Below are 13,021 nucleotides of genomic sequence, written 5' to 3' on the forward strand. Positions count from 1 at the left end.
TGGAGCGGTTGGTGTCCTCGGGACGTCTCGTGCGGGGCGAACTGCGTCCGGTCTCGCTGGAGCCGCCGGACACGGGGGGCTACGGGCAGCCGACCGAGTACTGCGACGCGGAGGTGCTCCGCCGGTTGCGCAGGGCGTCGCTGGCCCGGCTGCGCGCCGAGGTCGAACCGGTGGAGCCGGCCGCGTTGGGTCGTTTCCTCCCGCACTGGCACGGCGTCTCCGCCCGAGCGGGCCGGCGGGCGGTCGGCGCGGAGGACGTGCTGGCCGTGGTGGAACAGCTGGCGGGGGTCCCGGTGCCGGCCAGCGCCGTCGAGTCCCTGATCCTGCCCGCGCGGTTGCCCGGTTACGCCCCGGCGCTGCTGGACGAGCTGACGGCCTCGGGCGAGGTGACCTGGTGCGGAGCTGGCGCGCTTGCGGGTGGTGACGGCTGGGTGGCGTTCGCGCCCTCGGAGATCGCCGACCTGGTGTTGCCGCCGGTGGCGGAGGACCCGCCGGACTCTCCGGTGCACCGGGCGCTGCTGTCCGCCCTTGCCGGGGGTGGGTTGTTCTTCCGCCAGGTGGCGGACCGGGCGGCGGAGGTCCTGCTCGGCGAGGGAGAACCGCTGCCCGACGAGGCCGCCCTGGTCGCGGCGCTGTGGGACCTGGTGTGGGCGGGGTTGGTGGGCAACGACACCCTGGCTCCGGTTCGGGCACTGTTGTCCGGCGGCGGGGCGCGCCACCGGCAGCGCCGCCGGCCCCCTCGGGGCCGGTACGCCTCCCTCCGGGCGGGCCTGGCGGGTTCGCCGGTGCCCGCCAGGCCCGGACTCCCCTCCCGGTCGGGGCCGCCCTCCGTGGGCGGCCGGTGGGCACCGGTGCCAGCCAGGGAGGCCGACCCCACCCGGCGGGCCCATGCCAGGGCCGAGGTGCTGTTGGAGCGCCACGGCGTCCTGACCCGGGGCGCGCTGGACACCGAACGGGTACCGGGCGGTTTCGGGGGCGTCTACCGCGTGCTGCGGGCGATGGAGGAGACCGGGCGGTGCCGGCGCGGCTACGTGGTGGAAGGGCTGGGGGCGGCGCAGTTCGCGGTTCCCGGTGCCATCGACCGGTTGCGCGCGTTCTCCCGACCCGTCGGGGAGGAACCCTCCGACCGGTCCGTCGTGGTGCTCGCCGCGACCGATCCGGCCCAGCCCCACGGTGCGGCTCTCCCGTGGCCGACGGTCGTCGGGGAGGGCGGGCACCGCCCCGGGCGCAGGGCCGGCGCCCTGGTCGTGCTCGTGGACGGCACGGCCGCGCTCTACCTGGAGCGGGGGGGACGGTCGTTGTTGGCCTTCACGGAGGAGGAGACCCCGCTCCGCGCGGCGGCGCAGGGCCTGGCCGGGGCGGTCCGCGCGGGTTGGTTGGACCAGGTGACCGTGTCGCGGGCGGGTGGCGAGGCGCCCTGGGGCACCCGGCTCGCCGGGTTCCTGGAGGAAGCCGGTTTCCGTGCCACGCCCCGGGGGATGCGGTTGCGGGGCTGACCGGCACCGCGTCCCGTGGGGACCTTCCGGCGGGTGTTCCGCCCGGCCGGTTCCGGCCAGCGGCGGGAGCGGCCCACCACGTTGCTCCGGACGGACCTGTCCTCTCCCCCTGCCCTCAGCGCATGGTTGATGCCGCTACCCGCGATGTCCGGGCCGGGCCGCCGCACGGCTCGCACCTGGCTGGCGAGGGCCGCCCCGGCGCGACGACGCGCCCCGGCGGCCGTGGCGGTCACACAGCGCAGTCCCCTTCCCGTTCCACCCAGGAGGTCACGACCGTGCCCACTCAGCGGAACGCTACGCTGCACCCACGGAAACAGCAGCTCAGGACACTTTGCCACGCAACGATCGCGTGCTCCCCCGGCAGGGCCGCCCCGATGACGAACCCCAACACCGAGAGTGATCGGTCGCGGCGCGTCGCCGGCGTCGGGAGCCGCAGCTGGGGGAGACGATGAGAACCATCGGCCACGACGGCTGGCACCTCGCCAGGGCGGGCACCGGAGACGCCGCCGAGGGGCCGCAGGGCCAACTGCTCACGACCACGATCAGCCAGGAGATCTGCGGGGCGAGCCAGCTGGGCGCCGGCCTCGTGCACATGCCGCCCGGACACCACTCCCGGGCCCACCTGCACCGGGACGCGGAGCTGGTCGTCCACGTGGTCGAGGGCAACGCCGCCACCCTCGTGGGTGAGCGCCTCGACCGGGTGGTCTTCCACGATCCCGGGGACACCCTGTTCATCGCCCCGGGCGTGCCCCACGCCGCCGTGAACCTGTCCCGCTCGTGCCCGGTCCGGGCGATCGAGGTGCGCGGCGACCAGAGCTTCAACGCCGACGTCGTCCCCCTCCCCGAGCTCGACGACATCGTTCGCGGCACCGCCATCCGGCTCCAGGACGAGTTCGCGGCCGAGCGACAGTCCTCCGACCGGTGAGCTGACGCTCCCGGGGCACCGCCTCGGCGGCGTCCCTCGGTGGGACCCCGAGGGCGCCGCGCGGGGGTCAGGCCGCCCGCACTCCGTCGAGGGCGCCGTGCGGGTTGAGCACGTACTTCCGGCTGGCACCCCGGTCGAACTCCGTGTAGGCGCGGGGGGCGTCGTCCAGCGGGATCGGGGCCGCGTTCACCGCCTTGGCGATGTGCACCCTGTCGTGCAAGATCGCCATCGCCAGTTGCCGGTGGTACCTCATGACCGGGCACTGCCCGGTGTGGAGGGTGTGGCTCTTGGCCCAGCCGAGTCCGAGCCGGATGCGCAGCGAACCGCGCCTCGCCTCGGAGTCGACCCCGCCGGGGTCCTCGGTGACGTAGAGGCCAGGGATACCGAGGCTTCCCCCCGCCCTCGTGACCTCCATGGCCGAGTTCAACACCGTCGCCGGCGCCTCGCCCGCTCCCGTTCCGTGGGCCTTCGCCTCGAACCCCACCGCGTCGACCGCCGCGTCGACCTCGGGCACGCCGAGGAGCTCCGCGATCTGCTCACCGAGATCCCCCTGGGTGAGGTCCACGGCCTCACAGCCGAAGCTGCGGGCCTGCGCCAGGCGCTCGGTGTTGAGATCCCCGACGATGACGACGGCGGCGCCGAGCAAGCGCGCGGACGCGGCGGCGGCGAGTCCGACCGGGCCGGCCCCCGCGACGTACACGGTGCTCCCCACGCCCACGCCCGCTGTCACCGCTCCGTGGTAGCCCGTGGGGAAGATGTCGGACAGCATGGTCAGGTCCAGGAGTTTGGCGAGCGCTTGGTCCCGGTCGCGGAAGCGCAGCAGGTTGAAGTCGGCGTAGGGCACCATCACGTACTCGGCCTGCCCGCCGACCCAGCCCCCCATGTCCACGTAGCCGTAGGCGCCTCCTGGCCGTGCCGGGTTGACGTTGAGGCAGATGCCCGTCTGCCGTTCCTTGCAGTTCCGGCACCGCCCGCAGGCGATGTTGAAGGGGACCGAGACGATGTCGCCCGGGTGGACGAACTCCACGTCTCGACCTGCCTCGACGACCTCACCCGTGATCTCGTGGCCCAACACGAGGTCGCGCGGGGCGGTGGTGCGCCCCCGGACCATGTGCTGGTCGCTGCCGCAGATGTTGGTCGCCAGGACCTTGAGGATCACGCCGTGCTGGCACTGGCGTCCCACGTTCGCGGGGTCCACGCCGGGGCCGTCCCGCAGTTCGAGGGCGGGGAAGTCGATGTCCTGCACCTCGACCTGGCCGGGCCCGACGTAGGCGACCGCTCTGTTCGCGCTCATCGTTGCGCCTCCAACCCTCTGGCGGGCGGGGGCGGGTGGAACCGCCTCCCACCTCCCAGTGTCCGCTCAGAACACCGGGTGCCCCGCCGGCCGCCGTTCACTCGACGCGGTCGAGCGGCGCCGGGACGGTCCTTGGCGGCGCGGGCGAACAGCACACACAGCGTCCGAAATATCGGATAATCGCCAAGCCAGCCTTCTACGGTAAGCGTTTTCAGTCCGCCGGGTCAAGGGCGCAGTGACAGCAACTCCCCCTGGTCGACGAACGGCGCCACCGGACCGTTGACCAGGGGAACGAGCCTGATTACCGTATCCGAAATATCGTATGGCGTCCGCAGTAATTCGATACGAACTCGGAACACCCAGCACTGCCCTTCCCGCCAACACGAGCGGAGGACGTCCGTCCCCCGCTCCGCCAGCTCGAGGTCAACGTCGACGGAGGTGGCACCTCGCATGCCCGGCACAGCTCACGGTGGCCCGACCCTCGCGGTGATCGCCAGGGAGGCCGGGGTTTCCGTACCCACGGTCTCCAAGGTCGTCAACGGGCGCGAGGACGTCGCCCCGCACACCCGACGTCGCGTCAGCGAGGTCCTCGAACGTCGCGGCTACCTGCGCCGCCCCGTGGCCCGCGCTCCCCGGGAGGGGGTCGGTGGCCTCGTCGACGTGGTCATCCACGGCCTCGACACGTCCTGGGCCACCACCCTCCTGAGCGCGGTGGAGAACGCCACCTACCGGGTCGGGCTCGACATCGTCGTCTCGGCCGCCCGCACCGGCAGCGGGCGGACCGGTCGGGGGTGGCTGGACCGGGTGGCCGACCGGGGCACCGCCGGTGTGCTGCTCGTCCTCGTCGAACCCACGCCCTCGCAACGGGCGTGGCTGCGCCACCACCGCATTCCCCACGTGGTCCTCGACCCCATCTCCGTCCCCCCACCGGGCGTCCCCTCCGTGGGGGCGACCAACTGGGCAGGCGGGGTCAGCGCGACCGAACACCTGCTCCGGGCCGGGCACCGGCGGATCGCCGTGGTCAGCGGACTCGAGGACACGCTGTGCGGTCAGGCCAGGCTGGCGGGCTACCGCTCCGCCATGGCGGCGGCGGGGCTGGCCGTGCTCCCCGAGCTGACCGTGATGGGTGACTTCAGCCTGGAGAGCGGGCGACGGCGAGCCGGCGAGCTGCTCGACCTTCCCGAACCGCCGACCGCCGTGTTCGCCTGCACCGACCAGATGGCGCTGGGCGTCTGCGACGCGGCCCGGGAACGGGGCATGACCGTTCCTGACGACCTCAGCGTGGTCGGTTTCGACGACCTGCCGGAGGCCAGGTGGGCACGGCCAGCGCTGACCACCGTGCGCCAGCCGTTGAACGAGATGGCGGCGGCGGCCATCGGCCTGCTGGTGCGCCTGATGCGGGGCGAGACAGCCGAGGCGGACCGCATCGAGCTGTCCACCTGCCTGGTGGAACGGGCGAGCACCGCCCGCCCGCCCGTCCGGGGCGGCCGCGCTGCCGCCCCGAGCTGACGCCGTTCCGGCGGAGCCAGGACGGCGGTCCGCCCGTTTCCCGTCCTCGCGGTCGGGAACCCCGGCAGCATGAGGGCTTCGACACCACGGGGCGCGGCGCCCGGCGCGGCCGGGACGACCGCGCCGAACCGCGTCACCTGCCTGGGCAAGGTCCCGCACGCCCGCCGGCCGAGCACGGCCCCGGAGGAGACCACCGACAGGCCAAGGCTGGCGGAGCGGGCCGGGACCACCGTGCCAGGGGAGCCCTCGGCCCGCCACCACCGTCTCAGCGGCGCCGGTGCCCTGCTCGGGATCGATCCGAACGGCGGTCGGTGCCGCCACCGGTGCGGCACGCCGGTTCGGCTGGCGCCCGTCCCGCCCGACGGCCGTGCTCGCGACCACGGCGGCCACGACCGCCCCGGACGTCCGATGGCCGCGTTCGGGATGTCCGTCCCCGCCACTGGAGCCCGCGCGACTGGGCGAGCGACGTGCTCCCGCACCTGGTCTTCGGACTGGTGACGATGTGGACGCTCGACGCGACCTCCCGGGGCTGAACCGCCACGCGCGGCCAGGCGGGACACCAGACACGACCGCGACGACCGTCAGGAGAGTGCACCCGACATGGCAGACCAGACATTCCGCCACGAACTCGCCCAGCAGCTGCGGGTCGACTCGGTGCGGTCCAGCGCCGCCGCCGGGTCCGGGCACCCGACCTCGTCCATGTCCGCCGCCGAACTGATGGCCGTCCTGCTCGACGGCTACCTGCGGCTCGACTTCACCGACCCCGGCAACCCCGGCAACGACCACCTCGTCTTCTCCAAGGGCCACGCGTCCCCGCTGTACTACTCGCTGCTCAAGGCCGCCGGCGCGATCGACGACGGGGAACTGCTGTCCTTCCGCGAGTTCGGGAGCCGGCTGGAGGGCCACCCGACCCCGCGCATCCCGCCAACCGACGTGGCGACCGGCTCCCTCGGCCAGGGGCTCCCGGTCGCGGTGGGACTCGCCCTGGCCGGGGCCCGGCTCGACCGGCTGCCCTACCGCGTGTGGGCGCTGTGCGGTGACTCGGAGATGGCGGAGGGCTCCGTGTGGGAGGCGTTCCAGCACGCCGCCTGGTCCGGCCTCGACAACCTCACCGTGATCGTCGACGTCAACCGGCTGGGCCAGACCGGGGAGACGATGCTCGGCTGGGACATGGACGGGTACGCGGCCCGCGCCCGCGCCTTCGGCTGGCACGCCGTCGTCGTGGACGGCCATGACCTCGCTGCCGTGGACGAGGCGTTCGCCGAGGCGGTCGCCACCACCGGACGTCCCACCGTCGTCCTCGCGCGCACCGAGAAGGGGCACGGCGTCCAGGCGGTGACGGACCAGCCGGGACGGCACGGGAAACCCCTCGACGACCCGGAGGGCGCCGTGCGGGAGCTGGGGGGCGAACGGAACCTGAGCGTGCGGGTGGCGACCCCGGAGAACGCCGGGGCGCCGCACCGCTTCCCCAGCGAGGAGGCCGCCCCACCTCGCTGGGAGGTGGGGCAGGAGGTCGCGACGAGGCTCGCCTACGGGGAGGCCCTGGCGGCCCTGGGCTCCGCCAGGGGTGACGTCGTCGCCCTCGACGGCGAGGTCTCCAACTCCACCCACTCGGAGCTGTTCGCCCGCGCCCACCCCGACCGCTACTTCGAGATGTTCATCGCCGAACAGCAGATGATTGCCGCCGCGGTGGGGATGCAGGCCCGGGGCTGGGTCCCGTTCGCCTCGACCTTCGGCGCCTTCCTCAGCCGGGCCTACGACTTCGTCCGCATGGCGGCGGTGTCCCGCGCCGACCTGCGGCTCTGCGGGTCCCACGCCGGAGTGTCCATCGGGGAGGACGGCCCCTCGCAGATGGCGCTGGAGGACATGGCCGCGCTGCGCGCCGTGCACGGGAGCGCCGTCCTGCACCCTTCCGACGCCAACCAGGCGGCCCGTCTGGTGGAGGCGATGGCCGACCGGCCCGGCATCAGCTACCTGCGCACGCTGCGCGGCAAGACGCCGGTCAGGACGCCCCCGGACGAGGAGGTCCGCATCGGGGGGAGCCGGGTGGTCAGGGCCACCGAGGACGACGACCTGACGATCGTGGCGTGCGGCGTCACCGTCGACGAGGCCGAGCGGGCCGCCGACGTGCTGGAAGCCGAGGGAGTGCTGGCCAAGGTCATCGACTGCTACTCGGTGAAGCCCATCGACACCGTCACCCTGACCGCGGCGGCGTCGGAGAGCAGGGCGCTGATCACGGTCGAGGACCACTGGCCGGAAGGCGGCCTGGGTGAGGCGGTGCTCAGCGCGCTGGCGGGAGTCGCCGACCGACCGCCGGTGCGTGTCCTCGGCGTCCGGGACATGCCGGTCTCGGGCAGCCCCGCCGAGCTGGTGCACGCGGCGGGCATCGACGCGGACGCCGTCGTCGCGGCGGCGCGGCACCTGCTCCGCAACCCGAGCCCCACCGCCGTGGGGTGACCGGTGACCGCCGGGTGGCTCGCGGGCCCCGCCGCATCCCGCCGGACGCGCGGAGAACGGCTCAGCCGCTCCGCCTGCCGACGAGGGTCTCCGCGACGCCGATCAGCAGCACCGAGGCGACGACCGCCGCGATGAACCCGAGGACGTTGAGCTCGAAGATGTCACCGGTGCCCAGCAGGCTGGCGATGGTTCCGCCGATGACCGAACCCACCAGCCCGAGACCGAGGGTGGCCAGCAGGCCGAGGTTCTGCTTGCCCGGCTTCACGAGCCGGGCGAGGGCTCCGATGATGAGTCCCGCCACCAGGAAACCGATCATGGTCCGCTCCGTCCCGCCCTCGCGCCACGTGACGTGACGCTCCTGCGTGGGCAACGGCCCACGACGGCGTCTGGTTCCGCGCGGCCCCGACACCCTCCGCTGGCCCCGGAGGCACGGAGGGCACACCCGTGCCCCGGCGGCCGGGGGCGTTGCGCGTCCACCGACCCCGGCACGGGAGGGAGCGCCCGGGCTGCCGTCCCGTACGACCCGGCGGGGCGCAGGCCCGGGGCCGGGAGGGGAGGACCGCTGTCCCCGGCGCCCGAGGCCGGATCCACCGCCGCCCACCCCGTACCCGGTCGACCGGTGCCCTGGAGTTCGACGAGCGAACGGCGCCGCCACCGCCCCGCGAGGTGGTCGCCCGGTCCGGAGCGCCGCGCCCCGGGCGCCCCGCGATTAACCGGGGTGGGTGGCGGGAACCCTGCGGACATGGGCAAACAGATGGAAGGCGACAACACCCAACGCCGGAACCGGGCCCGCCAGGCCAGGGCTGAGGGCACCACGCCGAGTCATGCCCAGGTCACCTTGGGGGCGTCCAAGGCGTCAGAGCACCTGCCGCACCACACCGGGCACGCGGAGCGGCAGCGATCCCCGGAACGGGGGAAGCAACGCAGCGAGGTGGACCGGGGCCTGCGGAAACGCGCCCGCTGAGCCCGCACGCTCCGGGCTCCCGAACGGGCCGGAGCCGGCCCGTCGACGACGACCCCGTCCGCCGGCGGCACGCTACCGGGCCCCTCGCCCCCGAACGGGCACGATGAGGCGCGCGACGCCGGACCGCCGAGCGGGTGGGTGCGCGGGCCTGCCGCCGATCGGGGAGGCGACGACGTCGTCGAAGGGCTCGACGAGCACGGCCGGGACTCCGGCTGACCGTGAACCTCCGGTCCTCCCTCGCCCTCCACCAGCCACGGTCCCCCCCGTCCACGTTGATCGCCTCGTCGACGGTGAGGGGTCCCCGCGTGGCTAGCCGGCAGCGGGACGCGCGGCGACCGCCTCCACTTCCACGAGTTGGTCGTCGTAGCCCAGCACCGCGACCCCCAGCAGCGTGCTCGGCGGGTCGTGCTGGTGCTCGGCGAAGGCGTCGCGCACGACCTCCCACGCCGTCACCAGGTCCTCCTGCTGCTGGGAGGCCACGTAGACGGTGGTGCGCACCACGTCGGCGAGCCCTGCCCCGGCCTCGTCGAGGGCGGTCGCGAGGTTCGCCATCACCTGTCTGGCCTGCCCGGCGTAGTCGCCGACGGCCACGGTGCGGCCCTCGGAGTCGAGCGGGCAGGCGCCGGCGGTGTAGATGAGCGTCGTCCCGGGGGCGACGGTCGTGGAGTAGGCGTACTCGGCAACGTCGGAGAGGGTCGATGAACGGTTCAGGCGCAGGTGTGCTGGCACCTGCGGACCCTAACCACTCGGACGGGGTGGTCGCGACGGGTTTACCGGTCGGGTCCTCACGCGACCGGGCGTTCCCCGCGCGAGCCGAAGGCGACCCGGGCGGCGCCGAGGAGGCCGCCGTCGCGTGCGACCTCGCCGGCGCGCAGCAGGAGCCCGCGGAGGAAGGGCAGGCGGGCGTAGTCCGCCAGATGTCCGCGCAGGGGGGCGAACAACACGCGTCCGGCCCGGGCCACGCCACCTCCGACCACCGCGACCCGCACCTCCGTCAACGCGGCCGCGGACACGATCCCGGCGGCCAGGGCGCGGGCGGCGCGGTCGAAGGCCGCGACCGGGATCGGGTCGCCGGACCGCGCCGCTTCGGCGAGGTCCCGCGCGGTGGCCGTCTCCCGTCCGGCCCACCCCTGGTCACGGGCCCAGCGCACCATGGACGGCCCGCTGGCGATCGACTCGACGCACCCGATCGAACCGCAGGGGCAGACCTCGCCGTCCACGTCCACCACGACGTGCCCCAGGTGGCCGCCGTTGCCGGAGGGACCGGTGAGCAGTCGCCCGCCCGACACCAGTCCCCCGCCGACACCGGTCGACACCACCAGGCAGATCGCGTCGTCGAAACCGCGAGCGGCCCCGAGCCAGTGTTCGGCGGCCGCGTACGCCGGGCCGTCCCCGCACAGCAGGACCGGGCACCGTCCCCCGAGCAGGGACCGCACCCGGTCGACCAGGGGGAAACGCCGCCACGCGGGGATGTTGACCGGGCTGACCGCTCCCTCCGCCAGGTGGACCGGCGCCGCGCTGCCGATCCCGACGACCTCCACCCGGTCGGCGGCGGGAAGCGCGAGGAGACGCCGGACCAGGCGCTCCACGGCGTGGAAGACGTCGTCGGCATCGACCGGGCCCCTCGGGGTGTCCTCCCGGTCCGTGGCGAGGACCCCGCCGTCGCTGGTGACCAGCCCACCGGCGATCTTGGTGCCTCCGATGTCGAGCGCCAGCGCCACCTTCCGCCCGCCGTGCCCGCCCTCGGCCGCGGACCGCGTGTCCCCCACCGCCGTCGCCTCCTCGCTCGCGACCTCCGGACACGACCCGTCGCCCGCAGGAAACCGTGACATCGTTGTCGGACCCGGCGGGACCCGCGCTCCACGCGGGGGACCGACCCGGGGCCGGAACGGGACCGAGCCTAGGGAGGCTCGGCGGGACCCGGCAAGGAGCCGGGGACCGAGCGTGCTGGGCACCCGGCCCACCGCCTCGCCGGTCGGGCTGTCGCCGGCGGGGGCCGGTGCGGAGGTCCGGGCACGAGCGACAACCCGGACACCCTCGGTAGCCCGTCCCAGGTGGACGCTGGCGCGCCACCACCGTCCACCCTGGACCTCGCGCTCCGCGACCACCGCCTTGACCGGCCAAGACTCGCGCCCGTACGCTGGTCGCGGGAAGCGGGTTCGTTCCTTGGGTGGCGCTGTCGAGCGCGACGCGGCCACAGGGGGTCATCACATGTCGCAGCGTGCCGTCGTGTCGGCAACCCTGGTCGACGTCGCGAAGGCGGCGGGTGTGTCGCTCGCGACCGCGTCCAGGGTCCTCAGCGGGAGCCCCCGCAAGGTCCGGGAGGACCTGCGGGAAAGCGTGGTGCGGGCCGCCCACGAGCTGAACTACACGGCGAACGCCCAGGCCCAGGCGATGGCGCGCGGACGCACCGACGTCGTCGGGCTGATCGTGCACGACATCGCCGACCCGTACTTCTCCTCCATCGCCGCCGGCGTGATGCGCAGCGCCGAGGAGAACCAGCTGATCGTGACGATGTCGAGCACGATGCGCCGTCCGGAACGGGAGGTCCAGTACCTCTCGGCGCTCCGGGGCCAGCGCGCCAGGGCGGTGGTCCTGGCTGGCAGCCGGGTGACCGACCGCGGCCTGGTGGAGCGGCTCTCCGCCGAGCTGGAGAAGTTCCAGGCCATCGGTGGGCGGGTCGCGCTGATCAGCCAGCCCCGGCTCCAGGTCGACACCGTGGTGTTGGAGAACCGGGCGGGTGCCCGGTCGCTGGCGACCGCGCTGCACGAGCGGGGCTACCGCCGGTTCGCGGTGCTCGCGGGTCCCCGCAACCTCGTCACGGCCCGGGACAGGCTGGCCGGGTTCCGGGAGGGTCTGACCAGGGCTGGGGCGCCACTCGCCCCGGCCCACGTGATCCACGGTGACTTCACCAGGGACGGCGGGTACTCGGCGGCGGAGGAACTGCTCGCCGCCAGGGCGGAGATCGACTGCGTCTTCGCGGTCAACGACGTGATGGCGGTCGGGGCGATGGTCGCGCTCCGCGACCACGGGGTGCGCCTCCCGACCGAGGTGGGCGTGGCAGGTTTCGACGACATCGCGACCCTCCGGGACGTGACCCCGGCGCTGACCACCGTTCGGGTGCCCCTGGAGCGGCTCGGCGCCACGGCGGTCGACCTGGTCCTCGACGAGCAGCAGGCGGACCGCCCCAGGGTTCGGCGAGTGCGGGGCGAGGTCGTCCTGCGGGACAGCACCCCACCCCGACGGGCGGGTTGAACCCCCACCGGTGCCCGGACTGGTGGCGGTCGGGGTCCACCGGGTGGGACCGGGAACGGTCGGGCACGGGGACGGGTTCCCCGCCGGCCGAGGTTGACCGGTGCCGGGCGGTCAGGTCGGCAAGCGTTGTCCGCCGGTCGGTCGCGGGTTACGGTCCCCCCGTTGTCCCGTTCGAGGATCGAAGGGTGCCGATGAGAGCCGAAGCCGTCTCCGACCCCGTGACCCACCACGGTGAGGGTCCTGTCTGGAACCCCGCGACCGGCCGACTCCACTTCGTGGACATGCTCGCCGGCGACGTTCTGACGCTGGGCGCCGACGCCGGGATCACCCGGACCAGGGTGGGCTCGGTCGCGGCGGTCGTCCGGCCGAACCGGTCGGGCGGTCTCGTGCTGGCCGTGGACAGGGGGTTCGCCCTGCTGCCGGAGGGAGCGGACGAACCGAGGCGGCTGCCCGAGCTGTGGTCTGACCCGGGTGTGCGGATGAACGAGGGCGGCTGCGACCCGCAGGGGCGCTTCTACGCGGGCTCGATGGCTTTCGACGCCACCCCGGAGCGGGGCACGCTGTGGCGCTTGGACCCGGACGGCGGTACGCACCGAGTGCTCACCCCGGTGACGATCTCCAACGGGCTGGTGTGGAGCCCGGACGGGCACCTCGTGTACTACGTCGACACCCCCACCGGCCGGGTCGACGTGTTCGACTTCGACGCGGCGCGCGGTGAGTTCCTGAACCGCAGGCCGCTGGTCGAGATCCCGGAGGAGCACGGGGCACCGGACGGCATGGCGATCGACGCCCACGGGCGGCTGTGGGTGGCGATGTGGGGCGGGTCGGCGGTGCGCTGCTACTCGCCGGAGGGCGAGCTGGAGGCAGTGGTCGAGGTCCCGGTCCGCCAGGTGACGGCCTGCGCCTTCGGCGGCCCGGACCTCGACCAGCTCTACGTCACCACCTCTCGGGACGGGTTGGCCGACCCGGAGCCGACCGCCGGCGCGCTCTACCTCGCCGAGACCGGGGTCCGGGGGCTTCCCGTCCACCCCTTCGCCGGCCTCGACGAGGGTGTCCTGCCGGGCTGACGGTGGTCGGCGGTCGGCGGTCGGCGGGGACGGTGACCTTATCAGCGAGCTGTA

The 13,021-nt window shown here is 74.2% G+C and carries 11 protein-coding genes; 7 read left to right on the forward strand and 4 right to left on the reverse strand.

Features of this window, described 5'->3' with window-relative positions; genetic code table 11:
• Together ACTIDRAF_RS27125 and ACTIDRAF_RS31770 are read left to right on the forward strand one after the other, a co-directional pair.
• A partial coding sequence (locus ACTIDRAF_RS27125; RefSeq protein ID WP_039785696.1) for an Lhr family helicase occupies positions 1-1,496 on the forward strand: 1,496 nt, incomplete at its 5' end.
• Between the two features lie 448 nt (positions 1,497-1,944).
• Entirely contained in the window at positions 1,945-2,421 is a 477-nt protein-coding gene (locus ACTIDRAF_RS31770) for a cupin domain-containing protein (protein ID WP_016697412.1), read from the forward strand.
• 67 nt (positions 2,422-2,488) lie between these two features.
• Here the strand turns inward: ACTIDRAF_RS31770 and fdhA are convergent, their stop codons facing one another.
• Positions 2,489-3,715, reverse strand: coding sequence for a formaldehyde dehydrogenase, glutathione-independent (gene fdhA, locus ACTIDRAF_RS0203950; protein ID WP_016697413.1), 1,227 nt, complete (start codon positions 3,713-3,715; stop codon positions 2,489-2,491).
• A 450-nt stretch (positions 3,716-4,165) separates the two neighbouring features.
• On the opposite strand from fdhA, the gene ACTIDRAF_RS0203955 reads away from it, so the two are divergent.
• Together ACTIDRAF_RS0203955 and ACTIDRAF_RS0203960 are read left to right on the forward strand one after the other, a co-directional pair.
• Positions 4,166-5,224, forward strand: a complete 1,059-nt coding sequence (locus tag ACTIDRAF_RS0203955) for a LacI family DNA-binding transcriptional regulator (protein WP_016697414.1) — start codon at positions 4,166-4,168, stop codon at positions 5,222-5,224.
• 600 nt (positions 5,225-5,824) lie between these two features.
• Complete coding sequence (locus ACTIDRAF_RS0203960) at positions 5,825-7,681, forward strand: transketolase (protein WP_016697415.1); 1,857 nt, start codon at positions 5,825-5,827, stop codon at positions 7,679-7,681.
• 61 nt (positions 7,682-7,742) lie between these two features.
• On the opposite strand, the gene ACTIDRAF_RS0203965 is transcribed toward ACTIDRAF_RS0203960, so the two are convergent.
• Complete coding sequence (locus ACTIDRAF_RS0203965) at positions 7,743-7,997, reverse strand: GlsB/YeaQ/YmgE family stress response membrane protein (RefSeq protein ID WP_016697416.1); 255 nt, start codon at positions 7,995-7,997, stop codon at positions 7,743-7,745.
• Positions 7,998-8,423: 426 nt separating this feature from the next.
• On the opposite strand from ACTIDRAF_RS0203965, the gene ACTIDRAF_RS33570 reads away from it, so the two are divergent.
• Positions 8,424-8,645 carry a hypothetical protein gene (locus tag ACTIDRAF_RS33570; protein ID WP_155886085.1) on the forward strand — a complete coding sequence of 74 codons (222 nt, stop codon included), beginning with the start codon at positions 8,424-8,426 and terminating at the stop codon, positions 8,643-8,645.
• A 309-nt stretch (positions 8,646-8,954) separates the two neighbouring features.
• Here ACTIDRAF_RS33570 and ACTIDRAF_RS0203975 read toward each other — a convergent pair whose 3' ends face one another.
• Both ACTIDRAF_RS0203975 and ACTIDRAF_RS0203980 read right to left on the reverse strand, forming a co-directional pair.
• Positions 8,955-9,374, reverse strand: coding sequence for a RidA family protein (locus ACTIDRAF_RS0203975; RefSeq protein WP_016697418.1), 420 nt, complete (start codon positions 9,372-9,374; stop codon positions 8,955-8,957).
• Between the two features lie 56 nt (positions 9,375-9,430).
• Positions 9,431-10,414 (reverse strand): ROK family protein, encoded by a 984-nt coding sequence (locus tag ACTIDRAF_RS0203980; RefSeq protein WP_016697419.1) that lies wholly within the window; start codon positions 10,412-10,414, stop codon positions 9,431-9,433.
• Positions 10,415-10,856: 442 nt separating this feature from the next.
• Between ACTIDRAF_RS0203980 and ACTIDRAF_RS0203985 the strand changes: the two genes are divergently transcribed.
• Together ACTIDRAF_RS0203985 and ACTIDRAF_RS0203990 are read left to right on the forward strand one after the other, a co-directional pair.
• Positions 10,857-11,900: a LacI family DNA-binding transcriptional regulator gene (locus ACTIDRAF_RS0203985; protein ID WP_016697420.1), complete on the forward strand. Its 1,044-nt coding sequence runs from the start codon at positions 10,857-10,859 to the stop codon at positions 11,898-11,900.
• A 191-nt stretch (positions 11,901-12,091) separates the two neighbouring features.
• Positions 12,092-12,967, forward strand: coding sequence for an SMP-30/gluconolactonase/LRE family protein (locus ACTIDRAF_RS0203990; RefSeq protein ID WP_016697421.1), 876 nt, complete (start codon positions 12,092-12,094; stop codon positions 12,965-12,967).
• Positions 12,968-13,021 lie beyond the last annotated feature (54 nt).

The organism is Actinoalloteichus spitiensis RMV-1378, from assembly GCF_000239155.1.
Lineage (GTDB): Bacteria > Actinomycetota > Actinomycetes > Mycobacteriales > Pseudonocardiaceae > Actinoalloteichus_B > Actinoalloteichus_B spitiensis.

Excerpts from the sequence above, each read along its gene's own strand:
- ACTIDRAF_RS31770 (WP_016697412.1), top strand. The coding sequence starts at position 1,945 with ATGAGAACCATCGGCCACGACGGCTGGCACCTCGCCAGGGCGGGCACC.
- fdhA (WP_016697413.1), bottom strand. The coding sequence starts at position 3,715 with ATGAGCGCGAACAGAGCGGTCGCCTACGTCGGGCCCGGCCAGGTCGAG.
- ACTIDRAF_RS0203955 (WP_016697414.1), top strand. The coding sequence starts at position 4,166 with ATGCCCGGCACAGCTCACGGTGGCCCGACCCTCGCGGTGATCGCCAGG.
- ACTIDRAF_RS0203960 (WP_016697415.1), top strand. The coding sequence starts at position 5,825 with ATGGCAGACCAGACATTCCGCCACGAACTCGCCCAGCAGCTGCGGGTC.
- ACTIDRAF_RS0203965 (WP_016697416.1), bottom strand. The coding sequence starts at position 7,997 with ATGATCGGTTTCCTGGTGGCGGGACTCATCATCGGAGCCCTCGCCCGG.
- ACTIDRAF_RS33570 (WP_155886085.1), top strand. The coding sequence starts at position 8,424 with ATGGGCAAACAGATGGAAGGCGACAACACCCAACGCCGGAACCGGGCC.
- ACTIDRAF_RS0203985 (WP_016697420.1), top strand. The coding sequence starts at position 10,857 with ATGTCGCAGCGTGCCGTCGTGTCGGCAACCCTGGTCGACGTCGCGAAG.
- ACTIDRAF_RS0203990 (WP_016697421.1), top strand. The coding sequence starts at position 12,092 with ATGAGAGCCGAAGCCGTCTCCGACCCCGTGACCCACCACGGTGAGGGT.